Source organism: Peribacillus sp. N1 (assembly GCF_054600815.1).
The window spans coordinates 131,383-153,696 of sequence record NZ_BAAHZO010000005.1 but is presented as its reverse complement, the minus strand read 5'-3'; the positions used below and the strand labels follow the sequence as shown (position 1 = coordinate 153,696).

Genomic DNA, 22,314 nt, shown 5'->3' with positions numbered 1-22,314 from the left:
CCCGTCTTGCAAGGGAGTCTGGTTCATGAGTGAAGCGAAGAACGGGCCTATTTTAATTGACCTTCCTTCCGCATTGTATGAGACCGAGATTGGATCGCAAAAACTGGGTAAGGATAAAGTTTGGTTCATATCATATGAAAGTTTCAATGTAGGCTGGGATGACGGGAATGGCTGGACAAGTACCGGGACCGAACGGCATCCAGCCATGATCGTTACGGGTTCTCCAAATTGAAGGCCCCATTCCTCAAATAGTTTTTCTTCGATAAACAGTAGCGCCTTCTTTCGCGTCTCTGCGGGATTTACCGTAATGAAAACTTTCTGATGGTTAAGGTTCATAATAATTCCCCGTTTGCACTAAGTTTAATATCCTTTAATAATTAAATGATGGGCAAATGTGGATAACACATTCTATGTTCTTTTAATTAGAAGGTGTCATCAAGCCTCTATTTAAAGCAATAAATGGAGAAATTTCATGGCGTTTTGGTTAAGGATACTGTATGGTCGTCTTAGGTGCTGTAATAGGTGGCTTCACTAAATTATTAGCTATCACAATGTGTTCAGACTTTATAAAGCAATCTATATTTTCGGGAAACAGCTGCCGTTGACACAGGGGTGATTCCGAAGCGGCAGGATGTGCCAAACAGTTAGGCAAATGGTGTTGATCATTTAATCACGCCAGAGAGTATTCAAAGTAAAGTCATCAGATGCCTCTATACAGAATATGAAAATTTTCGTGAAGGCAGAAGTAAAGAAAGCATTGTCCATGGAAAAAAGTACTGCTGAAATGCTTGATCAACTGGGAATGAAGAATTCTTCATTTACGTTAGAACAGAGATTACAAACATTCTTTCTTGGTAAATATGAAACATGGTCGGAAGAGAAACGATATATAACGAAAAAATGGCTGAAATGCTTCCTGTCACTTCGATCATGAATAAGCCGGTTCCATTTCCCGACTTGAGGAAATGATCGTTTCCATCACTAAGAAGAAATTGTCGATAATCATCTACCTTGGGGCTTTGCTTGGTGGAATACGGTTTATTTCAAGGTTTCGTAACTGTTTTAATAGGATGACGTGTAATTCGCAATCGGATTTGTTATAGTGGAAAAGGTGTAGGAATACAATGATTACCGGGAGGGGAAATAAATGAGTAACGTATATGATGCAGCGTATGAAATGGAAAAGGCAATTAGGGCAAGTAATGAATATGCCGATTTGCAACGCTTATATGATCTTGTCAATTCTGATGAAGCAACAAAAGGAATGTTTGAAAACTTCCGTAATTTGCAGATGACATTGCAGCAAAAGCAAATGATGGGACAGGAGATTGCACCGGAAGAGGTTGAGCAAGCACAAAAGACGGTGCAGCTTGTCCAACAAAACCCAACCATTTCACAATTGATGGAAGCTGAACAACGGATGAGCATGGTCATCGCAGACCTCAATAAAATTATCATGAAGCCGCTTGAAGATTTATATGGCTTACCTGAACAACAGCAATAAGCAGTTAAAGACTCCCTTCCATAATGGTTGGGGGTTTTTTTGTTTCCTGTAAGCACCGTTGCAAGGGTCGTGAACCACTATTTGTTCTATTCCCGAAATTTTAGTCATAAATTTGGAAAGAGGATACTACAGATGGGGGAGATCAGCATGGTATATCGACTACTTGCGGTCAATATCGACGGGACATTGCTCCAGTCGAATGGCCGTTTAAATAAATCGACTAAAGAAGCAATAGATTATGTTCACCAAAAAGGTGTCCATGTTGCACTTGTGACGTCAAGAAACTATCACTCAGCAAAAAAAGTGGCCAAAGCCCTAAAAATAAATCCGATGATCGTTGCTCAGCAAGGAGCCTTTGTCGGAGCTTCCATAGAAAAGCCGATAATGGTAAAAAGAATATCAGAAGAACTGACTGCAGAGCTCGTGCAAATGCTTGAAAAGACAACGTGCCAAATATTGCTCATTCATGAGAAATACTCGCTGGGCAATCGGGTGAACCTCCCGGAGAATTTGCTTGGTAAATCGGTAATGTATTTGAATGATCAAAATATTTATGCTCAAAATTATGTGGATGATATCAGTGAAGAGCTTATTGACCAGCCGATGGCCCCGACGAAGATGGACATTATATTTCCAGAAAAAAGTGCTCGAAATGATATGTTGAAATTGATAAAGGAAATGTTCCCTGAGGTTGATGCAATCTTGCATCCAGGACATAAGCTGACAATCGTTCCGAAGGGTGTTTCTAAATGGAGCGGTGTATTGTATTTAGCTGACCATTTAGAGGTGAAAAGAACGGAAATCGTCTCGATTGGAGATGGATTGGATGATATCGAGATGATTGCCGGTTCCGGTCTGGGAGTTGCCATGGGCAATGCGGATGAGGAAGTAAGGAAAGTGGCTAAATGGGTGACGCGCTCCAATGACCAAGATGGTGTTGCCTATATGTTGAGGGAATTCTTCCGGAAACAGCATCCAATCGATTTTTTACAAAAGATGAATATGCTTAAGTGAATGGCGGGGCTCCTTCATATAGAAGGGGCCCCATTCAGATAATTCCGCTTTTTAGGCCTGTCATATATCATAAATAATTATAAGCTTCTTTCCATAAGCTAAAGGAAAATCAGTAATGGAAAGGAAGAATTCAATGGGTGTAATCAATGCAAAAGAAGTGCAAGTCGGTGACGAGGTGTTTGTGATTTATAATAATCCCCACGTTCCTACCGTTTCGAATATAAGGGCGGCGGAAATCGTTCAGCATCCCAAAGATCCAAATGCAGTTGCCTTGTTCCTGAACGATACATTTCATACGATTGAGGACGATGATGCTTTGTTCACTTCGGAAGCCGCAGCGGAAAAAGCATACAGTGATTATATGGATAACCAAATGACTTAAAGAGACGTTCACTTTGCATGAACAGATGAAAGCCCTCGCTTATAGAGCGGGGGCTCTTTTTGATTATATTTATGAGTAAAGCACAAAATTCACGAGTATTTGCTGCAAACTCGCGAGTAAACGCTCGGAATTCACGAGTAACCCCCCGAACTCACGAGTAGACGCACCCATACCCACATGTCAGAAGTCATTAGTGATTAAAACGGCATATTTAACTGTGAAAAATAAAAAAATGCCACTCCTATTTCAAGAAATACAGAGTGACAGTTATGATTTAATCTCAGTTCTTGGATTGGATTAAGAGTTTCATTGCGTGAATTTGTCCAATATGATTGGCTTCATGGAGCACTACAAAATTAATGAATTCCCCCACTGTTTCCATTCCGTTGAAAGGCTGTGCCGTTTTTTCAGTCAATCGTTCTTCCGGAATTTCAAGAAGGCGATCAAGTTGTTCATGCAGTTGTTGCTTTAATACTTCAACGGAAGGTACGTCCCCAGTCCAGTCCGCTGGTTTTGAACCATATCCGAATAGTTGGCCGTAATTCGCTGGCAATTCACTATTGGAGTTCAATAAAAATTTTTCGGCTGCAGAAAGGACATGGCCAAGGTGCCAATGGATTGTATTATTAAAACCTTCAGGCTGTACATCCATAAACTCTGGTTTGATTCCATCGATTTCTTTTAAAAGATTGCCGCGCATAACCGTTAGCTGATTTTTTACATAATTCATTTTACATTCCCCTTTCAATCTTGTTTTTTTCTAAACGCTATCCCATGAAATTATAGCAAGGATAATTCAATATTATCAAATTTTAGCTAAGCCTTTTCAATAGGGGAAGGCTTATCAATTTAAAAGGGTTCTTTATTGTCGGCTAATAATGGAATTAAATGCAATATAAGTAAGTATGTGCTTTTGATGAAATGGAAGGCTGCATCAACTATTTTCTCTATGGTTGAATGCAGGGCCAAGGGATACCAGGGGTCAAGAACTCTTAAGCCAAAAGCTTAAGTTTTTTGGTTAATAAATCGATAAATATTCCTATTACTCTTTTGCGTGGAGAAGTATAATGAAATATATTGGATAATTAATCCAGTTGGGTAAGAGGAGATGACAGGAATGAAAAGGAAACCGCTGCTTGTTGCACTTAGCCTATTATCAATAACGTTAGCTTCAGGCTGTACAACAAAGCAAGAACATATTTCCGTCCAAAAATATGAAGGTAAAAACTACAAATTCGAAGCATATAAAGAAAAGGTAGAAATGGCGAAAACAGAAAAAACAAAAGAAATAGTAAGAAATGCTGATTGGGAAGAATTCGTATTGGAGAAGGATCATCCTAAGGCGGACTTCATCTTTTATTTTAATGATGAAAAAAGCGAAGGTAAAATAGCTGTATATTATGTTTGGGTTAATACTGATGAAAATATTGTAGAATTGACGAAGGATGAACATAGCCAGTATGCACAGTTAAATAGAAAGGATTCAAAAATCTTATTAAGACTGCTGCATAAATGAAAAGGCCTCCAGACAAGCATTAACATTAGAACTCTCATGTGCCTCAATATCAACAGAGTTATTTGAAAAAGTGTAATGGATGGAATCGAGGCATTAAAAAAAGAACTAAACCCTTAATCCTTCCTGTTTTATGACACCTTGTTGAAAAAAGGCGAAAGAACCCGGATTTTCATACAAGTCCGGGTTCTTTCATTTTGCTCAGGCTGAATCAGGCTTCTTACTCGTTGTCCTCAATAGTGGCATTGTGCAGCAACGGAAGGAGCCGCCGGACTTGATGATTTCGCTTATATCGACTTCGATGACTTCGTATCCGCGTTTACGAAGCTCACTATTTACCTGTTTATTACATGGAAGACTGAATAATTTTTTATTCCCAATCGAAAGCACATTGGTTCCTAATGTGAATTGTTCTTCTTTAGTCACTTCGATCATGTCATAACGTGAAGATAATAAATCCATTTCTTTTTTTGTAAAGGACTCTGGAAAAATAAGCGCCTCTGTCGGTGATATGATATTGAAAACACAATCTAAATGTAGGAATGTTTCAATGAAAGGAACCGCGATGACATCGTATTCCGGTAATAAGGTTTGAAGATGCTTGACGGAAGTTTCATCCGTTCTTTCACTAATTCCAATATAGATGGTCTTTCCGTCAATAAGGACGTCCCCGCCCTCAATATGATTTTTGAGTAGGTTGAAATATGAGATGCCATTCGTTTCGAGCCAGGATTTCAATATTTGTTCTTCACCCTGCCTGATACCTGTTGCCAACTCAGCCACATAAACGGTATTGCCAAGAGTGAAACCGATATCCCTAGTGAAAACTTGTTCTGGATATGTAAATTGAGGCGTAAGTTTTATGACTTCAATTCCTTCGTGTTCAAGTGCCTTTGTAAATTGGGTGTGCTGCTTCAAGGCTAGTGCTTGATCGATATTTTCCTCTTGAAACTCTTTTTGTGTTTCGTTAATGATCTCCCGGATTTCCATATAACGAGGTTCACAGACGATCACCCGTGATAGCTTTGAATATTCACTCGCGCAATAAGCTTCTAGTTCTTCGTTTATTTTGTTTACCATAAATGAGCTCCCTCTAAATATAATTGTATCTTTACTATTTCCTCTTTTTTCTAGAAAGAAACATAAAAATATATGTCAGGGAACTGCACCGATAAATTTGGAGGTCAGATTACGCTCCTAAGAAATGATTCCGTTATATACCGGTTTGATCCTTTCAAATCGAAGAAAGCGAGATTGCCTGCAGTTTTTTATTTAAAAAACATTCCAGTCGTTTCAGAAATCCGTTCCCTTTCCGAAATCGTCAAACTGATTTAAAAATTTTATCTAGATAAACCCAAATTCAAAATAATCGTAAAAGGCACCTAGGGATAAAGGATTATTTTTTTTCTGGTCGAATATATAATGAGGATGCTTTTAATATAAGGGGGAGATTGTAATGATGGATACTCCATTGATCATGACTCAAATCATTGAGAGAGCTGAAAAATATTTTCCGAAGAAAGAGGTAGTTTCGCGTACGGATGGTGGAATTCACACATTTACATATGCAGAGATTGCTGAGCGTACAAGAAGGCTGGCCAGTAATCTTGAAAAATTCGGCATTCAAACCGGTGACCGTATTGGAACGCTTGCCTGGAACCATCATCGGCATTTAGAAGCATATTTTGCGATTCCTTGTCATGGTGCTGTCCTTCATACAATCAATATGCGTCTGTCTCCTCAACATGTTTCTTATATCGTCAATAGTGCGGAGGATCGATTATTACTGATAGACCCAGATGTCATTCCCCTCTTGGAAGCAATTAAAGATGAGTTAACGACAGTGGAAGGGTACATCATTATGACGGATAAAGAGGAGCTGCCTGAAACGACCCTTTCACCCATTTATCATTATGAAAAATTATTAGCCGAGGGGAATCCGAAACAGCCATTCATTCAAACCTTGGATGAAAATGCGCCTGCCGGCATATGTTATACTTCCGCCACGACTGGAAATCCGAAAGGTGTGGTTTATTCACATCGCGGAATTTTGCTGCATGCGATTGCACTGGGGCTTGCCGATTCCACAGCATTAAGCGAACGTGATGTAGCCCTTCCTGTCGTGCCGATGTTTCATGTAAATGCTTGGGGCATGCCTTTTGCCAGTGTTTGGTTTGGAACGAAGATGGTTTTGCCGGGACCCTATTTCACCCCAAAGATTTTGGCTGAGCTTATAGAAAAGGAGAAGGTTACAATCGCAGCAGGGGTTCCGACGATATGGCTGGGCTTATTGAAGGAGCTGGAAGAAGGCACCCATGATACGAGCAGCATTCGCACTGTTCTATGCGGAGGGTCGGCTGCTCCAAAAAGCATGATTAAAACCTTTGAACAAAAGTATGGGATACCATTCCTGCATGCCTATGGAATGACTGAAACGAGCCCGCTTGTTTTTGTTTCGAAACCAAAAAGCTATCAGGAGGACCTCCCTGAAGAAGAACTTTATGAGTTGAAGGCCAAGCAGGGCCTTGTTTCGCCAATGATAGAAATTAAAGTGGTCGGTCAGGACGGCGAAGTGAAACCAGATGGAAAAGAAATGGGCGAATTGCTGATCAGGGGTCCTTGGATAGCGAATGAGTATTTTAAGGATGAGCGGTCAGAGGATACGTTTAAAGATGGCTGGCTGTATACGGGGGATGTTGTCACGATTGATGAAGAAGGATTCGTCAAAATCGTTGACCGGACGAAAGATTTGATAAAAAGCGGCGGTGAGTGGATTTCTTCCGTAGATATAGAGAATGCATTAATGGCCCATGAAGGAATCTTTGAGGCGGCGGTAATTGCAGTGCCTCACGAAAAATGGCAGGAACGGCCGATCGCTTGTGTTGTCTTGAAGGGCGCATATAAGGGGCAAGTGTCCCAGGAAGACATCATCGAATTTTTAATGCCGCAGTTTGCAAAATGGTGGCTGCCGGATGAAGTGGTCTTTTTGGATGAAATTCCGAAAACGGGTGTTGGGAAGTTCTTGAAAAGGGCATTGCGTGATCAGCTTCAGGATAAATATATCAATAAATAATGCTGGATCTGTATAATTGTAACTTTTCCCCCTATTCTGATAATTGTGAGGGATATATAATAGAGTCATAGAACGAAAGAGGAGGAAATAAATTGAGTATTGAATCGACATCACCTGCAGGCACTGTTTTAGTCACATATTCGGACAGGACGGCCACTGTTGCAATGAACCGTCCAGAGGCCATGAATGCTTTAAATCCGAAAATGCTGCATGACTTTATTCATGCCCTGAAGGAAGTAAGTGAGAATGATGATGTGGATGTCGTCATTTTAAAAGGGAATGGGAAAGCATTTTCCGCAGGTGGTGACATTAAGATGATGCTCTCGCCTGGAAAAGAAAACGCTTTCGATGAACTGATGGATGGAATCAGTGAATTGGTGACCACTCTATACTTCATGCCTAAATTGACCATCAGTGCCATTCATGGTGCAGCTGCGGGGCTTGGGTTAAGTATAGCTCTTGCAACCGATCATCTTATTGCCGATTCGGAAAGTAAGGTTGCGATGAATTTTATCGGGATTGGATTAATCCCCGATGGAGGCGGACACTTCTTCCTTGAACGCCGTCTTGGAGAAGTGGGTGCAAAAGAACTAATCTGGGAAGGTAAAGTGCTTACTGCGCTTGAAGCAAAAGAAAAGGGCCTCATTCATGAAGTGGCTGACGGAACCTTGGAACATGCGGTAGAGAAGAAAGTGCAATCATGGCTGCAAAGCCCGGTTCAGGCCATGATTAAAACGAAAAAAATTCTTAGTGAAAAAAATCGCCCGCTATTGATTAAGATCCTTGAGATTGAAAAAGCTGCCCAGATGAAAATGCGCCAAACAGCGGACCATCAAGAGGGAATAAAAGCATTCGTGGAAAAAAGGAAACCGAACTTCATCGGAAAATGAATGAAAAAGGCCGTCACGTTATTGTGACGGCCCTTTTTATATAAGGTATGTGTCTGAAACTTGATCATGTTTTTAGTGATTGCGCTTCCATTTTCGATCAGCGATGAAAAAGCAATAAAGCGCCTGACGGTGATGTACAGCGATGTGTTCGATCTTGATAGTTTTTTTCCTTCAATAAATTTTGTCCCAATTCTTTAGCTTGCTCATCATTCTCGGCTGTAAATGATTCATCCAATAGTTTTTCCCCTGACGGTTCAAAAACGGTTAATTTGTAGATTCTGCTCATTTCAAAAACTCCCTTATCAAAAATGTTATTGTCTTAGTAACTGTTATCAAAATTTTATCATTATCTGTCAATTTTGACTATTGTTATGTGAGGGAAATGTATTAAGACAGGGAATATTGATATGTAGCTGAATATCTTGAAACACGATGGAAAATAACTATACCGAACTAACTTCAAAACAAAACCTATTTATACTAGAGGAATTCTCTCTTTAAAATGAAAAATCATAAATGATATAATGAATCTGAGTAAAAGTGCATCTAGGAAGTGTATGGATCGAAGGGGGATTTTTTGAATGACGGTAAAAATCGTTAATAATATCACTGAATTGATAGGAGATACACCTGTTGTAAGGATTAATCATTTAACGGCGGAGGGTGATGCTGAAGTATTTGTGAAACTTGAATATTTCAATCCGAGCCGCAGTGTAAAGGATCGGGCTGCCTTCAACTTAATTAGGCAGGCTGAACTGGACGGCATCATTCAATCCGGGGCCACGATCATAGAACCAACATCAGGTAATACAGGTATTGGGCTTGCTATGAATGCCGCGGCAAAGGGGTATCGGGCGATTATGGTCATGCCGGATAATATGTCGAAAGAAAGAATCAATATCTTAAAGGCATACGGAGCGGAAGTTGTCCTCACCCCTGCATCAGAGCGGATGCCGGGAGCCATCCGTAAAGCTGAGGAACTAGCCGCAGAAATTCCTAATAGCTTTATTCCGCAGCAATTCGAAAACCAAGCCAATCCTGATATTCACAGAGTGACGACAGCAGTCGAGATTCTGGATCAGATGGATGGTAAACTGGATGTGTTTGTCGCTACTGCTGGAACGGGAGGAACGATAACCGGTACAGGTGAAGCATTAAAAGAACATCTGCCGGATTTAAGGGTTGTAGTTGTCGAACCTAAGGGTTCCCCAGTTCTTTCGGGCGGAAAGCCTGGTCCTCATAAGTTAGTGGGTACGAGCCCTGGATTTATTCCCAGCATCTTAAATACAGAGGTATTTGATGAAATCGTTCAAGCGGCTGATGAAGATGCGATATCCACCATGAAGGATCTGGCTTCGAAGGAAGGGATATTGATTGGACCTTCAGGAGGTGCCTCTGTCTGGACTGCCCTGCAGGAAGCCCGTCGTCTTGGAAGTGGAAAACGAGTATTATGCATTGCACCGGATAATGGTGAACGCTATTTAAGTATGGATATTTTTGAATGATGAAAAAGACCGAATGCCGTGCATGAAACAATGTTCACGCCATTCGGTCTTTTTCCTGTTGAATTTGCCCATACTGCATGATGACATATTAAAATAATAATGTATGGGAAAGTATGTTCTGTTCATGTTAAAATTAAATGTGAAACGTTGATAGAAATCGAGGTGACACTATTGAGCGGTGTGAGGTTCATTCATGCGGCGGATCTCCATCTGGATAGTCCCTTTTCAGGGTTGAAGGATATGCCGTCATCTATATTAAAGGAATTAAGGGAAGCTCCTTTTAAAGCTTTTCAAACCATCATTAATGAAGCAATTTCCCTTCAGGTTGACTTTATCGTGTTATCGGGGGATTTATTTGATGGGGAGAATCGGAGTCTCCGGACACAGGTCCGCTTTCGGACTGAAATGGAAAAACTCCAGCAGCATCAGATCCCTGCCTATATCATTCATGGTAACCATGATCATCTCAGCGGCTCATGGATTACTGTGGAGCTGCCGGATAATGTCTACATATTTTCAGGGCAAACCGAAGTGAAACGGTTTGAAAAAATCGATGGGACGACTGTCCACCTTTATGGGTTCAGTTATCCGCGCCGTCACGTAAGGGAAAGAATGATCGAAACCTACATAAAAGCTGAAGGGGCCGATTATCATATAGGGCTGCTTCATGGGAATTTGGAAGGCAATTCCGAACATAGCCCATACGCCCCTTTTTCATTGAAGGAACTAGCTGCCAAAGATTTCGATTACTGGGCATTAGGCCATATTCATAAGCATCAGGTAGTTTCAGAAGATCCGCTAGTGATATACCCAGGAAATATTCAAGGCAGGAACAGAAAGGAGTCTGGCGTTAAAGGGTGCCTGCTCGTCGAATTCGACGGGGACATGAAGCGTCATTCCTTTATTGAAACTTCTGAAGTGATATGGGAAAGCGAAACAATTGAAATAACCGCGGATGGTGGATTTGATGCCCTGTTCAAGCAATGCAGGGAAGTAATTGAACGGAAGGGCTTCGATGGGAGAAGCTTTCTTTTGGAATTGAAGCTGGATGCAGGTGACGCAGCAGGGGCTTCCGGGGAATATCTTGAAGAATTGACCCGGATCTTGCAGGAAGAGGAGCAGGGAGAATCGTTTGTCTGGGTGTATAAAATCAAAATCATCCAATCGATGCCGATGATTAAGTCAAATGAAACATTATTGCCATTTATGGCTGAAGTATCAATGCTTGCATCTGAATTTGATGATACGGATGCTGCTCTGGCCCCGCTTTATATTCATCCGGGTGCAAGAAGGTTTCTTGATACAATAGAGCCAAAGGAGCAGAGGGAACTTGTGGATGAAGCGGAAAGATGGCTATTGCAAGTTTTTGATGCGAATAAATGAGTGTAGGGAGGAGGAACGGATTTGATTATTAAAGACCTCCATGTTTATGGTTACGGCAAACTGGAAAATCAGCGTTTTCCTGAATTGGGACAGATGCAGATTTTCTTTGGGGAAAATGAATCGGGCAAGTCAACCATCATGTCCTTCATTCATAGTATGCTGTTTGGTTTTCCGACAAAGGTTCAAAACGAACCGCGTTACGAGCCCAAAATGCATGCCAAATATGGGGGAAGGCTCAGTCTCATAACAAAAAAAGATGGGGAAATCGTTATTGAACGTGTGAAGGGAAAAGCTACTGGCGATGTAAAATTGACCTTCGAGGATGGAAGGGTCGGCGGCGAGGAAGAATTGAATGAGATTCTCCATGGAGTTGATAAAAACTATTACCAAGCCATTTTTTCTTTCGACCTTCAAGGGCTGCAGGGATTACATACACTAAGTGAAGGGACCATGAGTAAATATCTGCTTTCAGCTGGGCTGATCGGGAATGATAAACTTCTTGAAGCCGAAACGAAATTGCAAAAAGAGCTCGATTCGAGGTTCAAGCCATCAGGCCAAAAACCTTTACTGAATGTGAGATTGAAAGAACTTAAGGAATTGCAGAAAAAGGTGAAAGCATCAGAAGAAGAACAGCAGTCGTATACGGCATTACTTCAGGAGGAAGCAAAACTTAAGGAGGAGCTCTACAAAGTCACGGAAGATATTCAAGAGATAGAAGAAAACCTTGTTAACGTGAGTACTTTTTTGCGAATTAAACCATTGGTTGAAGAACAGGGGGAACTTGAGGCCGAAATAAGTAAAATTCCGGATGTGAGTTTTCCTGTTGATGGCTTAAAAAGACTTGAACAGCTACAGGCAGTTGGAATGCCCATGAAAGCCCAACTTGCGGCATTGACTGAGAAAAAGGACAAACTTGAGGGCAAACTCACGGAAATCGAAATCAATCCGTTCATCAAGGAGCATAAAGAGCAAATTGAACATGCAATCGATCAAGGAACATTGCTGGAAAAGCTCGAGCTGGATATGAGAAAAGCGGAACACGAAAGGCTGTTGGAAGAAAAGAATATCGAAAAGGTGAAGCAGGAATTATTCTTGGATGTTTCTGATGATGAAATAAGAAAACTGGATATCAGTACATTCATGAAGGAAAAGGTGAAAAGGGCTGAGAGGGAAAAGCATCAACTCCAAAATGATAAAAAGCAGCTTGATGAGAAATATGAACTGCAAAAGGGAAGTTTGGAAACGACAGAAGCCCGCTTGAAAGAGATAAACGCCCAGTTAATGCCAGATGAAAAAAGAATCGAGCTGGAGTCCATATACAACAAGCAGAATAACATCGAATTTGAAGCAGCACAATCGCTTATACTTGATGAACAAATACTTGAACTTGAAAAGCAATTGGCATTACAGAGGAAGAAGGAAGCGGATAATCGCAAACGTTCACATATCATGAATGGCAGTTTAATAGCACTTCTTTGTTTAGGTGCTATTGGAAGTTATTTCAGTGAACAGATTTTGTTGGGGATGATACTACTAGCCGTAGCTGTTCTGTTTGCGGTTTCCAGGTATCTTTTTAAAGTTGATGATGTATTGTCCGGATATATCAGGCAATTGGATGAGATGAAAAGGAAAAGGGCAGCAATTGGGAGTGAGACCAATAGGGGGAGTGAAGGAGAGTCGATGGGTCGGCTGCTTGAACTGGACCAACGTCTCCAAAGGCGTTTTGAAAGTGAAAGTTTCAAATATGAAGAAAGGGAGGAAGCGTTTGAATCGACCATTCAGGAGTATGCCGATTGGGAAGCTAGAAGGGACCGGTTGGATAAAGAATTGAGGAGCATCTTAAGCGGTTGGGGTCTGTCTTATTCCGGAATGGAAATCAATCTTGAATCTGTATTTGAACTTCTTGAGAAATGGAAGGAAGCTGTTGATAGGAAATATGAATCAATCAAGAGGCATAATTTTCTGCAGGCAGAATTTGAGGGTAAATCAAAGGCTTTATTTCATTTTGCACACAGCCTTGATTTTGAACCATCCACATGGCGGGAAGCGATTGGCCTATTGAAGCGGGAATTGAATAAAGCGGTTGAATTCTCGGTTCAACTAACGCAATGGATGCAGGAACGAAGTCGTTTGACGAACGAAATCGAGCAGCTGACGATGGAAAATGGCTATCTTGATGCAGAAATGGAAATGCTTTTTAAGTTAGCGAAGGCCAAGGACGAGGAAGAATTCAGGCATGACGCTGCATTGTCCGAAAAGAAAATCACTTTACAAAAACAGCTTGATTTGATTGCCATTCAAATTGGGCAATCCAGAATGCTGCCTGATCAAATCCGAACTTACTTAAAACAGGAGATCAATACTTATACATTTGAAAATTTGGAACGGAAGCGGAAGGATTCTGTAAAGGTGAAATCCCACTTATTAGAGAAGCAGGCGGATGCGAGGCATAAGATAAAACAGCTTGAAGTTTCAGGGATTTATGATGATTTACTTCATCGTTTTCATGAAGAAAAAGCTGCTTTTAACGAAGAGGCGAAGGAATGGGCGAAATTGGCAATAGCCAAAAGCTTATTGAATAAAACATTGGACCGATATAAAAGGGAACGCCTACCTAAGGTCATCGCTGATGCCGAGCGGCACTTTTCCTTTTTAACGAATGGGAGCTATCGTAAGATCATACTTGATCAGTCGGGTGAAGGAATTTGGGTACAGCGCAATGATGGTTTGAGTTTCAGGGTTGAAGAGGTCAGTCGCGGGACAGCAGAGCAAATTTATGTTTCCCTAAGGCTTGCACTTGCTGACCATACTTTTGAAAATGATTCATTCCCTCTCATCATTGATGATAGTTTCGTCAATTTTGATGCGGAAAGGACAAAACGGATGCTCGAGTTATTGAAAAAAATTTCGGAAAAGCGGCAAATTTTATTTTTTACTTGTCACCGATATATAATGGAGCACTTTAGCGAAAATCAAGTGATTCGTCTATCCAGCCCCGTATTGCGCCAGGATATGAATGATTTGATCATCCCTGAAATATAATGGGTTTTAAACTATAGATAAAGAGAGTGAAGTCATTGAATATGAATGAGTTTGTAAGCCGCCATGATTCTTCTTTGAAGTTAATCATCGAAAAGGAGTTTCCTGGTAAACGGTGTGTTGGGGGAAAATATTCCGCCAAAGGACATAGCATCACTTTATATGAGAGAGATATCGAAATTCAGTGTGAGCGCTCCCTAGGCTCGCTTGCAAGGCTTGAGGAATATACATGGGTGATCCTTACACATGAGATGGGCCACGCATCAGACCCTGATCTCGCTGTGCTTAGTGAGGAGCTACACAGTACAGGAAAATCAGAAATCCTTTATCAAATAGAGGTCAATGCATGGAATATTGCAGAAGGATTAATTCCTTTTATCGATCAGGATTTATTTACCTTCATTAGGGATGAATCCTTGGCACATTGTACAAATCGCCTGCTGGTAGGTTAAAAAGCTCTCCATATGGAGGGCTTTTTTTTCCCTAAATGGAGAAGAGGCTAGTCCAGCGGAGAAGCACGCACTGATGAATCGGGAAGCTACATGCATGGTATGGGAAATGGCATTAATGTTTCCAAAGGAAGCTTCATATCTTTAAAAGAGCATTCACTTTAATGAATCAAACAGGAATGGGACATGGAGTTTTTGGTTTATATTCTTTTTTAAGATTGACAGTGAGAATCATTTTCATTAAACTGGTATTATTAGACTAAAAGGGGAGTATTTTAATGCGACCAGCTATTAACACACAGTCTTTATCGCTCGGTTATGGTGATAAATTAATTATAAATGATATGAATATAGAAATACCCAAAGGGGAAATCACCGTATTCATCGGTGCTAATGGATGTGGAAAATCAACACTTCTAAGGTCTGTTGCCCGATTGTTAAAACCTCAATCCGGCTCAGTTTTGCTCGAAGGCAAAGCGATTTCGACCATGTCATCGAAGGATGTAGCAAGAAAGATGGCGATTCTTCCACAATCCCCGGTTGCCCCTGAAGGGCTTACAGTATATCAGCTTGTTAAACAAGGAAGATATCCTTATCAAAGTTGGTTGAAACAGTGGAGTTCCGTGGATGAAGAAAAAGTTCAAAAGGCGATCGAAGCAACGAACCTGACCGATTTAAAGGATCAGGCAGTCGATGAATTATCGGGAGGCCAGAAGCAACGGGCATGGATAGCCATGACGCTGGCTCAGGATACGGACATCATATTATTGGATGAGCCGACTACATATCTTGATATGACTCATCAAATCGAGATTTTGGACTTATTGTTCGACTTGAATGAGTTTGAGAACAGAACGATCGTGATGGTGCTTCATGATTTGAATTTAGCTTGCCGTTATGCGGATAATCTGGTGGCACTTAAAGATGGGGCGATACATGCTCAAGGCCGGCCAGAGGATATCATCACCCCTGAATTGGTACAGCATGTATTCAGCATGGACTGCCAAATATCCTTTGATCCAATTTTCGGCAGTCCCATGTGCGTCCCGTTTGGTAAAGGCCGCTACGCCCAAAGTCAGGTAAAAGCGCTGGCCAATGCATAACCTCACACCATCCATGGAAAAAGAGCTGCAAGGATATCGCATATCCATCCGAGATGAGGCCAAAGTTTCCAAGACCTTCAATCATGCTGATGAACTTATTCAGTATGCACAAGCCCGGACTGGGGCGGAAACGTCAGGGGTAGCCATTTCAATGTGGTTCAGACGCTATGCTTTTTTTGTCACGGCACAATTTTACATGTTAAGCAAACATCGGCTTATCTGGGAAGGCAGACTTCTGGATATTGGTGTTTTGGATGATCAGGAAGATGAACATTGGCTCCCGAACTTTTTACTGAAAACTAACAGTTGGAGCAATGTCTCGGAAAAGGAAAGCCCTTCTGCCCTCCATTCCATATTGAGCAGCTTTGGTGCTGATGCCATTCGCTTCTTTTCCGGAACTGCTAAAATATCAAAACTAGTACTCTGGGAAAATATTTGGAGCTATACGGTATGGATGTATAGTGAGTTATTGAAGCAGACTGATATAAAGACGCGAGTTGAAAAGGACATTGAAAAACTGCTTGAAGATGAAGTATGGCTGAATATTGAACCGCGTTCCCCCTTTAAACGATTCATTGGGGAAAAAAGTGTTCCGGAGTCCATGAATCCTTATAAACGGGTGACATGCTGTTTATATTACCGAATTGACGGCCAGGACAAGTGCGCGTATTGTCCGAACAAAAACTGTTGAAATAGATTTGATTGGAGAGCCAGGCTTGGGGTCAAGCCTGGTTTTTTTGTGGAGTGATAAGAGAGAAGGTCAGCCTGTCCATTGTCCATCACTTATTATCGAAAACTAAACGCATTAACGAGATTGGTATGTTATAATGTTGATATTTAATTGAACGGAGGCAGTCGCATGGGAAATGGGATCATACACTACGGAATTGGTGAAGTAGTAGATATATATATGTACATTAAAACGAGCACAAAAGCGGTGGCAAGTAATGGAAAGCCGTTTTTAACATTGATTTTGTGCGATAAAACCGGGGAGATCGAGGCAAAGCTATGGGATGTTTCCGAGGTTGATGAGAAAACATACAGTGCGGAAGCTACGGTGAAAGTTCAAGGGGAAGTCCAGAATTATCGAGGACGCAGCCAATTGAAAATCCGTAACATTAGAATTACTTCAGATACTGATGGGGTCACGAAAGCCGATTTAATTCAAACGGCGCCTTTAAGTCAGGAAGAAATGATGGAAACCATCACTCAATTCATTTTTGAAATGAGGAATCCGAATATCCAAAGGGTGACTAGGCACCTCATTAAAAAATATCAGAATGAATTCCTGACGTTTCCTGCTGCTACCAAGAACCATCATGAGTATATGTCGGGACTGGCCTATCACGTTGTATCGATGCTAGGGCTGGCTAAGGCCATTTCAACCCTATATCCTTCGCTCAATAAGGATCTTTTGTATGCAGGAGTCATTCTGCATGACCTTGGAAAGGTACATGAGCTATCTGGACCTGTTTCGACTGTTTATACAGTGGAAGGGAACTTGTTGGGGCACATCACCATCATGGTGAATGAAGTCGGTAAAGCTGCAGAGGAATTGGGCATTGAAGCGGAAGAAATCATGATTCTTAAGCACCTGATACTAAGCCACCATGGTAAAGCTGAGTGGGGCAGTCCCAAGCCGCCAATGGTTAGGGAAGCGGAAGTGCTGCATTATATTGATAATATGGATGCCAAGATAAATATGATGGACCGGGCCTTGGAAAAAGTGAAACCGGGTGAATTTACGGAAAGAGTTTTCGCACTCGATAATCGTTCATTCTATAAACCAACATTTTAATGAAATATGCTTCTTTCTCGATGGAGAAAGAAGCATATTTTATTTGTTCGCGCATATTCTCTAGTAAATGAATAGTAGATTTTTTGGGAGGGAATGGACATGCCAATTTGGATCTGGTTCGTGTTTATTGGGATAATCGTCAGTGCAGTCATGTCAATTTGGACAGCTAGGCAGGAACGCCTCATAGATGATGCTTGGATTGAGAAGGAAGGTCAGAAGTACATTGAACGCATGGAAGAAGAACGAGAGAGGCGTAAAAAGGATATAAATCAGGGAGCATAGCTCGAACCATGAAAAAAAAGCGACAGGCAAAGTCCTGTCGCTTTTTACTATTCAATTATTTTTCAGCATTGGCTGCGCCACCGGAAGTGATTGCATCTTTTAGATCTTCGTCTTTAATCTTCACGTCCGCTTTTTTGACTTCTGAATTCAAAATGTCCTGAACTTTAGTTTGGTCAATTTGAGCGACTTTCAAATCATATTCAAGATCTTTTTTCATATCTTCGTATGATTCTTTTTCTTTTGTATCAAGAAGTTGGATGATGTGGTAGCCATAATCGGATTTAATCGGCTTGCTGATTTCATCTTTCTTCATTTTGTAAGCTTGCTCTTCAAATGCAGGAACCATTTCACCTTGTCCGAACCAGCCTAGCTCCCCGCCTTTTTCAGCTGTGCCTGTGTCTGTTGAATATTCTTTTGCAAGTTTAGCGAAGTCTTCGCCTTTGTCTAATTTAGCTTTAACTTCGTTGGCTGTTTTTTGGTCTTCCACTAGAATATGTCTCGCTTTGATTTGCGGTTTATAGTCTTCATAAGCTTTTTTCACATCAGCTTCTTTAACTTTTATATCGGCAACGGCTGCTTTTTCTTGAAGCATGCCGATTTTAAGTGCACGTTTAAGATCATCTTCGCTCTTATATCCGGAAGAGGCAAGGGCCGTTTCGAAGTTTTCACCCATTTGCTCTTTAAGTTCGTCCGTTTTAGCTTTAACTTCTTTATCCGTTACTGTATATTTTTCAGAAAGAACTTTTTCATAAACAAGTTCTTGAAGAACGGTTTCACCATAACGGTCTTTCATTACATTGTAAAATTCTTCTTTAGTTATATCCCCCGCTTTAGTTTCAACGACTGCTTCCTTGTCGCTGTTGCATGCTGTAAGTCCGATCAGCCCTGCAGTAACAGCAATCGATAATGCCCACTTCTTCATAAAAACAACTCCTAGTTATAAGTTTCTTGTTTGCTATTTTTTCGTATTTCCACAAAATTAACTATAACATATTCTGGTTACTTTACAAAAAATAATATATTGGTGCATGAATAAGAATTTTTTGAAAAATGGGTGTTCGCCTACCCAGATATTAATCCAATACATATGATAAATCGAGGACAACAAAAGGGGGTAGCATAATGGGTAATGGATTTAACGGGGGCTTCGCTTTGTTAGTGGTGTTATTCATTTTATTAATAATTGTAGGAGCAGCCTTTTGCTAATCGGCTGCAAAATTAATAATGGAAAGAGCCCACTCCTTTTGCCATGGAGTTGAATAGGATAGGGTAGCCGCTCAACAAAAAAGATTGAAGTGATTCTCAAGCTAGGAAAGGAATGGATTCCTTTTGGCGGATATAAGAGTGTGCATGAAGATACTATTACTTAAGAATGGAAAGGAGGAAGATCAATGTCTGGAGGAATAGGTGGAGGCTTTGCTCTAATTGTCGTTCTTTTCATCCTGTTAATCATCATTGGAGCTTCTTGGTTATAAGCCCATAAACAAAAGGCGAAGCTGTTGCTTCGCCCTTTTTCTTTATGTGGATAATGCTCCGGGTATCACCAATGTATGTAACAAATGATGGTCATCATTTGTTGCTCATCTCTACGTATACAAAATTTCAATATAGGAGGATAATAACATAATAGTAATTAATACATTAATGGTCCTGAATACTTTAGGCTGCCGGTCTTCAGCAATTTCCTTTTGAATGCATAAAGAGTTTGTCATTCTATTAATATTATAAAGGATCAAAATAGCAAAAATAATAAACCAGAACGAGATCAAAACCTAAAATCCCTCCTTGCAAAACATCATGTATAAATACGATACCAAATTATAATGAAAAAAGATACCTAAAAATCTTATCAGGTATCTTTATGGATAAATAAGAAATCACTTTTGAATAAGTATATCGTATCCTTCGAGATGTTCCTCGATAAAAGAATGCCTTGGGGAACCAACCAGATTTTTTATATAAATAAAATCCGATACGCATAATCCGGTGTGCAGAGATAATAAAATAGTGAAATAATGGATGTAATGCGGAAAGCTAAGGGCACAACCAATCAAAATGACCGACATAATGAAGAAAGGCAACACAAGGGTCAAGAGATAAAGATGCTTTCGAATCGGATCATGCACATTGACTCTGCATGTAAGCACAACGTTCCACTTCAAGGACCAAGAAGTTTTTACTTTTTTACATAATAATCGTAACGGTAAATAGTGTAATAGTTTGTGAACAGGATATAATAAGAGCAATAGGCTAAAAAATACCATTGTTTGATCGCCATACAAAATAACATGGGTTGAAAAGACACTAAATAATGTATAGATCAGAACAAAAGACATCAATATAGTAAAAACTGAAAAAAAGAGCAGACGGCAATTCCCATATTGTTTTGCCACGTCAATTGTTTTCCACGAATTCATTTCGAAATCAGCCCTCCAAAGCTGTTGAATTTACTTACATACATTACGATGAATGGGTGGAAAAAGCAATGAAATTCTTGGATTAAATTTAAGATAAAATCACTTTAGTGTGTAAGCATGGCTAAGGGCAATTCATGCCAGGTTCTGAACCAGGGATAAGAAGGATTACTGAGTGTGAAAAATCAAAAATTGGTTATAAGCTTTTATGTTAAATTGAATGATCGATTGGGGATTAGTGATGTATGAAAAATATAAATGAAGAAATAGAAATACTCCGTTTTCATCAACGGCTTTTGTTGAACCTTATACGCAATCCGGAGGCCAAGTTGGACTATCTATTTGTGGAAAAAAATTTCACGAAGAAGGAAGCGGAAGAATTATTGGAAACTTGTGATATCTTGAGCAAACGCTATGAAATAGAAAAAGCGGAAGGGTATATGAACTTTCGACCGCTTTTTAATCAATTTGAAAGAAAGGTTAATCCAAAAATAACCACAAAGGAATGCATTGATGCATGCCTCGCACAGGGGTTATATGTATCATTCATGAAGGAAATGGATAGAGTATGAGATTAAACTGGCTCAGTTTCTTTCTCTATCTTTTTTTTTGTGATTTTACCCTCCACGTCAGTAAACTCCTGATCGATGTTATCGAAGGATCGTTCAAAGATTTGCATGAAGTCTTCACCGTATATATTTCGGATGATGGCCATCATTTCAATCATATCCGGAAACTTGCCATAAAGCTCACGCAGTGGGAGTGCACCCGAGAAAGCAGAGTTCTTACTTGGGTCATATGTCTCCATTAAGTCAAGTAGGATTTTTTCACCTTCCGCTGTGATCTCTATATAGGTATTCCTTTTGTCATTTTCTTTTTTTGAAAATGTTAAGTACCCGCGTTCCTCTAATTTTTTTGAAAAATTAAATGCCGTAGAAACATGCATGACCCCAAATTTTGCAACATCTGAAATGGAAGAGCCATTAAGATGGTAGGCAATCCAAAGGATATGGTGCTCATTGATATTTAAATCATAGGGCTTGATCCATTGCTGCCAATCTTTTTCAATTGATTTCCATAATGCTTTGCTTAATTGTGCAATTCGTTGACTAAAAATCATTGCTTCTTTCATAGAATAATTTTTATTCTGCATATTATGGGCTCACCTACTTATAAGATTCTATATATTTATTATGACAATAAAATAAAAATTAATAAAGATAAATATTTGCAAAATTTTTAGAAAATTTTAGTTTTTTTAATGAATTCTCCATTCTTCTCCAATAAACCATGTGATTTATTGGGAAAAATGGAGAATCAAGCTTGTGTGTCGATGCCAGCTATTAATTTTTAGAAGTAGGTGCTGCCGCTTCCAATTCTTTCAATGAATTTTCAATTTCCTGAACGTTCTTCAATAATTCATTCTTATTGGGCTCGATTTCCCGCTTCCAGCTCTCGATGACCACCTGAACATCCGAAATGAACGTTTTTACCGTTTCTTTGCTGATTTGTGAAGCTTCCATCGTGTCATCTTTAATATTTAGCATTTTTACCTTTAACTCATCAATTGTATTCTTAATTTCGTCGGTATTCGTTTTGATGCGGGTCCGTAGGTCTTTACCTGAACTCGGTGTTGAAAGTAAGGTTGCCGCACCAGCTACTACTGTTCCGGTCAAAAAGCCAATTAGTAATGATTTTGCTTTCATTAGGATCACCTCATTTTATAATATGTTTTCGCTTTCCATGGTCTGAATCCCTGCTGCATCAATTGGAAATTATGATAAATAGGGAGAGAAATACTATTGATATCAAAATACCATAATTTTCATCCTTATGGAAGAGAATCGACCATTTTATCTTTATATCACAAAAATATTTTTTAAAACTTAGAGAGTAAATATATAATATTTAAAAATAACTTGAAGCTTTATTAATAATGCTACATATAAAGGGAAGAGCAGCATA

General features: G+C 40.0%; 27 protein-coding genes. 19 read left to right on the top strand and 8 right to left on the bottom strand.

What is annotated here, in order from left to right; translation table 11 throughout:
* The first annotated feature begins 25 nt into the window (after positions 1-25).
* The 5 genes from ACYP5M_RS19250 (at position 26) to ACYP5M_RS19230 (ending at position 2,900) form a co-directional block, all read left to right on the top strand.
* Positions 26-232: a hypothetical protein gene (locus ACYP5M_RS19250; RefSeq protein WP_434168823.1), complete on the top strand. Its 207-nt coding sequence runs from the start codon at positions 26-28 to the stop codon at positions 230-232.
* A 531-nt stretch (positions 233-763) separates the two neighbouring features.
* Positions 764-934, top strand: a complete 171-nt coding sequence (locus tag ACYP5M_RS19245; RefSeq protein ID WP_434168824.1) for a hypothetical protein — start codon at positions 764-766, stop codon at positions 932-934.
* A 213-nt stretch (positions 935-1,147) separates the two neighbouring features.
* The gene (locus ACYP5M_RS19240; protein WP_101224200.1) at positions 1,148-1,504 is read left to right on the top strand and encodes a YlbF/YmcA family competence regulator; all 357 of its coding nucleotides are present in this window, start codon (positions 1,148-1,150) and stop codon (positions 1,502-1,504) included.
* A 147-nt stretch (positions 1,505-1,651) separates the two neighbouring features.
* Positions 1,652-2,518 carry a Cof-type HAD-IIB family hydrolase gene (locus tag ACYP5M_RS19235; protein ID WP_101224440.1) on the top strand — a complete coding sequence of 289 codons (867 nt, stop codon included), beginning with the start codon at positions 1,652-1,654 and terminating at the stop codon, positions 2,516-2,518.
* Between the two features lie 115 nt (positions 2,519-2,633).
* Positions 2,634-2,900, top strand: coding sequence for a transcriptional regulator SplA domain-containing protein (locus ACYP5M_RS19230; protein WP_241663197.1), 267 nt, complete (start codon positions 2,634-2,636; stop codon positions 2,898-2,900).
* Positions 2,901-3,180: 280 nt separating this feature from the next.
* On the opposite strand, the gene ACYP5M_RS19225 is transcribed toward ACYP5M_RS19230, so the two are convergent.
* Complete coding sequence (locus ACYP5M_RS19225) at positions 3,181-3,630, bottom strand: DinB family protein (protein WP_434168826.1); 450 nt, start codon at positions 3,628-3,630, stop codon at positions 3,181-3,183.
* A 387-nt stretch (positions 3,631-4,017) separates the two neighbouring features.
* Between ACYP5M_RS19225 and ACYP5M_RS19220 the strand changes: the two genes are divergently transcribed.
* On the top strand, positions 4,018-4,416 hold the full coding sequence (locus ACYP5M_RS19220; RefSeq protein WP_459735400.1) for a hypothetical protein: 399 nt from the start codon (positions 4,018-4,020) through the stop codon (positions 4,414-4,416).
* Between the two features lie 198 nt (positions 4,417-4,614).
* On the opposite strand, the gene ACYP5M_RS19215 is transcribed toward ACYP5M_RS19220, so the two are convergent.
* Complete coding sequence (locus ACYP5M_RS19215; RefSeq protein WP_459735399.1) at positions 4,615-5,493, bottom strand: dimethylarginine dimethylaminohydrolase family protein; 879 nt, start codon at positions 5,491-5,493, stop codon at positions 4,615-4,617.
* Between the two features lie 376 nt (positions 5,494-5,869).
* Here ACYP5M_RS19215 and ACYP5M_RS19210 point away from each other — a divergent pair, with 376 nt between their 5' ends.
* Both ACYP5M_RS19210 and ACYP5M_RS19205 read left to right on the top strand, forming a co-directional pair.
* Positions 5,870-7,486, top strand: coding sequence for a long-chain fatty acid--CoA ligase (locus ACYP5M_RS19210; RefSeq protein WP_434168830.1), 1,617 nt, complete (start codon positions 5,870-5,872; stop codon positions 7,484-7,486).
* Positions 7,487-7,578: 92 nt separating this feature from the next.
* Entirely contained in the window at positions 7,579-8,376 is a 798-nt protein-coding gene (locus ACYP5M_RS19205) for an enoyl-CoA hydratase (RefSeq protein WP_101224194.1), read from the top strand.
* A 97-nt stretch (positions 8,377-8,473) separates the two neighbouring features.
* On the opposite strand, the gene ACYP5M_RS19200 is transcribed toward ACYP5M_RS19205, so the two are convergent.
* Positions 8,474-8,662, bottom strand: coding sequence for a YhzD family protein (locus ACYP5M_RS19200; protein ID WP_034314725.1), 189 nt, complete (start codon positions 8,660-8,662; stop codon positions 8,474-8,476).
* 295 nt (positions 8,663-8,957) lie between these two features.
* Between ACYP5M_RS19200 and cysK the strand changes: the two genes are divergently transcribed.
* The 8 genes from cysK (at position 8,958) to ACYP5M_RS19160 (ending at position 17,935) form a co-directional block, all read left to right on the top strand.
* Positions 8,958-9,881, top strand: coding sequence for a cysteine synthase A (gene cysK, locus ACYP5M_RS19195; RefSeq protein WP_101224192.1), 924 nt, complete (start codon positions 8,958-8,960; stop codon positions 9,879-9,881).
* Positions 9,882-10,061: 180 nt separating this feature from the next.
* On the top strand, positions 10,062-11,264 hold the full coding sequence (locus tag ACYP5M_RS19190) for a metallophosphoesterase family protein (protein ID WP_434169622.1): 1,203 nt from the start codon (positions 10,062-10,064) through the stop codon (positions 11,262-11,264).
* Positions 11,265-11,285: 21 nt separating this feature from the next.
* Entirely contained in the window at positions 11,286-14,306 is a 3,021-nt protein-coding gene (locus ACYP5M_RS19185) for an ATP-binding protein (RefSeq protein WP_459735398.1), read from the top strand.
* 41 nt (positions 14,307-14,347) lie between these two features.
* A complete protein-coding gene (locus ACYP5M_RS19180) occupies positions 14,348-14,755 on the top strand; it encodes a hypothetical protein (protein WP_434168833.1) in 408 nt (135 codons plus the stop codon).
* A gap of 275 nt (positions 14,756-15,030) precedes the next feature.
* Positions 15,031-15,855 (top strand): ABC transporter ATP-binding protein, encoded by an 825-nt coding sequence (locus ACYP5M_RS19175; RefSeq protein ID WP_101224188.1) that lies wholly within the window; start codon positions 15,031-15,033, stop codon positions 15,853-15,855.
* A complete protein-coding gene (locus ACYP5M_RS19170) occupies positions 15,848-16,546 on the top strand; it encodes a (2Fe-2S)-binding protein (protein ID WP_459735397.1) in 699 nt (232 codons plus the stop codon). The genes ACYP5M_RS19175 and ACYP5M_RS19170 overlap by 8 nt, the downstream gene beginning before the upstream one ends.
* Positions 16,547-16,714: 168 nt before the next feature.
* Entirely contained in the window at positions 16,715-17,653 is a 939-nt protein-coding gene (gene yhaM / locus ACYP5M_RS19165; protein WP_101224185.1) for a 3'-5' exoribonuclease YhaM, read from the top strand.
* A gap of 99 nt (positions 17,654-17,752) precedes the next feature.
* Positions 17,753-17,935 carry a sporulation YhaL family protein gene (locus ACYP5M_RS19160; RefSeq protein WP_053344914.1) on the top strand — a complete coding sequence of 61 codons (183 nt, stop codon included), beginning with the start codon at positions 17,753-17,755 and terminating at the stop codon, positions 17,933-17,935.
* A 55-nt stretch (positions 17,936-17,990) separates the two neighbouring features.
* Here ACYP5M_RS19160 and ACYP5M_RS19155 read toward each other — a convergent pair whose 3' ends face one another.
* Complete coding sequence (locus ACYP5M_RS19155; RefSeq protein ID WP_434168835.1) at positions 17,991-18,857, bottom strand: peptidylprolyl isomerase; 867 nt, start codon at positions 18,855-18,857, stop codon at positions 17,991-17,993.
* Positions 18,858-19,057: 200 nt separating this feature from the next.
* Between ACYP5M_RS19155 and ACYP5M_RS19150 the strand changes: the two genes are divergently transcribed.
* Complete coding sequence (locus ACYP5M_RS19150) at positions 19,058-19,141, top strand: YjcZ family sporulation protein (RefSeq protein WP_083450669.1); 84 nt, start codon at positions 19,058-19,060, stop codon at positions 19,139-19,141.
* A 185-nt stretch (positions 19,142-19,326) separates the two neighbouring features.
* Positions 19,327-19,410, top strand: a complete 84-nt coding sequence (locus tag ACYP5M_RS19145; protein ID WP_061462016.1) for a YjcZ family sporulation protein — start codon at positions 19,327-19,329, stop codon at positions 19,408-19,410.
* A 111-nt stretch (positions 19,411-19,521) separates the two neighbouring features.
* Here the strand turns inward: ACYP5M_RS19145 and ACYP5M_RS19140 are convergent, their stop codons facing one another.
* A complete protein-coding gene (locus tag ACYP5M_RS19140) occupies positions 19,522-19,704 on the bottom strand; it encodes a hypothetical protein (RefSeq protein WP_034314696.1) in 183 nt (60 codons plus the stop codon).
* Positions 19,705-19,812: 108 nt separating this feature from the next.
* Positions 19,813-20,199: a DUF3267 domain-containing protein gene (locus tag ACYP5M_RS19135; protein WP_353616234.1), complete on the bottom strand. Its 387-nt coding sequence runs from the start codon at positions 20,197-20,199 to the stop codon at positions 19,813-19,815.
* 395 nt (positions 20,200-20,594) lie between these two features.
* Between ACYP5M_RS19135 and ACYP5M_RS19130 the strand changes: the two genes are divergently transcribed.
* Positions 20,595-20,921, top strand: a complete 327-nt coding sequence (locus ACYP5M_RS19130; protein ID WP_101224182.1) for a DUF1878 family protein — start codon at positions 20,595-20,597, stop codon at positions 20,919-20,921.
* A gap of 2 nt (positions 20,922-20,923) precedes the next feature.
* Here ACYP5M_RS19130 and ACYP5M_RS19125 read toward each other — a convergent pair whose 3' ends face one another.
* Positions 20,924-21,502 carry an HTH-type transcriptional regulator Hpr gene (locus ACYP5M_RS19125; RefSeq protein ID WP_034314691.1) on the bottom strand — a complete coding sequence of 193 codons (579 nt, stop codon included), beginning with the start codon at positions 21,500-21,502 and terminating at the stop codon, positions 20,924-20,926.
* A 190-nt stretch (positions 21,503-21,692) separates the two neighbouring features.
* Positions 21,693-22,055, bottom strand: coding sequence for a YtxH domain-containing protein (locus ACYP5M_RS19120; RefSeq protein ID WP_101224181.1), 363 nt, complete (start codon positions 22,053-22,055; stop codon positions 21,693-21,695).
* Between the last annotated feature and the right edge of the window lie 259 nt (positions 22,056-22,314).

Excerpts from the sequence above, each read along its gene's own strand:
- ACYP5M_RS19240 (WP_101224200.1), top strand. The coding sequence starts at position 1,148 with ATGAGTAACGTATATGATGCAGCGTATGAAATGGAAAAGGCAATTAGG.
- ACYP5M_RS19220 (WP_459735400.1), top strand. The coding sequence starts at position 4,018 with ATGAAAAGGAAACCGCTGCTTGTTGCACTTAGCCTATTATCAATAACG.
- ACYP5M_RS19200 (WP_034314725.1), bottom strand. The coding sequence starts at position 8,662 with ATGAGCAGAATCTACAAATTAACCGTTTTTGAACCGTCAGGGGAAAAA.
- ACYP5M_RS19130 (WP_101224182.1), top strand. The coding sequence starts at position 20,595 with ATGAAAAATATAAATGAAGAAATAGAAATACTCCGTTTTCATCAACGG.
- cysK (WP_101224192.1), top strand. The coding sequence starts at position 8,958 with ATGACGGTAAAAATCGTTAATAATATCACTGAATTGATAGGAGATACA.
- ACYP5M_RS19145 (WP_061462016.1), top strand. The coding sequence starts at position 19,327 with ATGTCTGGAGGAATAGGTGGAGGCTTTGCTCTAATTGTCGTTCTTTTC.
- ACYP5M_RS19120 (WP_101224181.1), bottom strand. The coding sequence starts at position 22,055 with ATGAAAGCAAAATCATTACTAATTGGCTTTTTGACCGGAACAGTAGTA.
- ACYP5M_RS19245 (WP_434168824.1), top strand. The coding sequence starts at position 764 with ATGGAAAAAAGTACTGCTGAAATGCTTGATCAACTGGGAATGAAGAAT.
- ACYP5M_RS19175 (WP_101224188.1), top strand. The coding sequence starts at position 15,031 with ATGCGACCAGCTATTAACACACAGTCTTTATCGCTCGGTTATGGTGAT.
- ACYP5M_RS19155 (WP_434168835.1), bottom strand. The coding sequence starts at position 18,857 with ATGAAGAAGTGGGCATTATCGATTGCTGTTACTGCAGGGCTGATCGGA.
- yhaM (WP_101224185.1), top strand. The coding sequence starts at position 16,715 with ATGGGAAATGGGATCATACACTACGGAATTGGTGAAGTAGTAGATATA.
- ACYP5M_RS19230 (WP_241663197.1), top strand. The coding sequence starts at position 2,634 with ATGGAAAGGAAGAATTCAATGGGTGTAATCAATGCAAAAGAAGTGCAA.
- ACYP5M_RS19125 (WP_034314691.1), bottom strand. The coding sequence starts at position 21,502 with ATGCAGAATAAAAATTATTCTATGAAAGAAGCAATGATTTTTAGTCAA.
- ACYP5M_RS19235 (WP_101224440.1), top strand. The coding sequence starts at position 1,652 with ATGGTATATCGACTACTTGCGGTCAATATCGACGGGACATTGCTCCAG.
- ACYP5M_RS19170 (WP_459735397.1), top strand. The coding sequence starts at position 15,848 with ATGCATAACCTCACACCATCCATGGAAAAAGAGCTGCAAGGATATCGC.
- ACYP5M_RS19210 (WP_434168830.1), top strand. The coding sequence starts at position 5,870 with ATGATGGATACTCCATTGATCATGACTCAAATCATTGAGAGAGCTGAA.
- ACYP5M_RS19225 (WP_434168826.1), bottom strand. The coding sequence starts at position 3,630 with ATGAATTATGTAAAAAATCAGCTAACGGTTATGCGCGGCAATCTTTTA.
- ACYP5M_RS19135 (WP_353616234.1), bottom strand. The coding sequence starts at position 20,199 with ATGGTATTTTTTAGCCTATTGCTCTTATTATATCCTGTTCACAAACTA.
- ACYP5M_RS19180 (WP_434168833.1), top strand. The coding sequence starts at position 14,348 with ATGAATGAGTTTGTAAGCCGCCATGATTCTTCTTTGAAGTTAATCATC.
- ACYP5M_RS19215 (WP_459735399.1), bottom strand. The coding sequence starts at position 5,493 with ATGGTAAACAAAATAAACGAAGAACTAGAAGCTTATTGCGCGAGTGAA.
- ACYP5M_RS19250 (WP_434168823.1), top strand. The coding sequence starts at position 26 with ATGAGTGAAGCGAAGAACGGGCCTATTTTAATTGACCTTCCTTCCGCA.
- ACYP5M_RS19150 (WP_083450669.1), top strand. The coding sequence starts at position 19,058 with ATGGGTAATGGATTTAACGGGGGCTTCGCTTTGTTAGTGGTGTTATTC.
- ACYP5M_RS19160 (WP_053344914.1), top strand. The coding sequence starts at position 17,753 with ATGCCAATTTGGATCTGGTTCGTGTTTATTGGGATAATCGTCAGTGCA.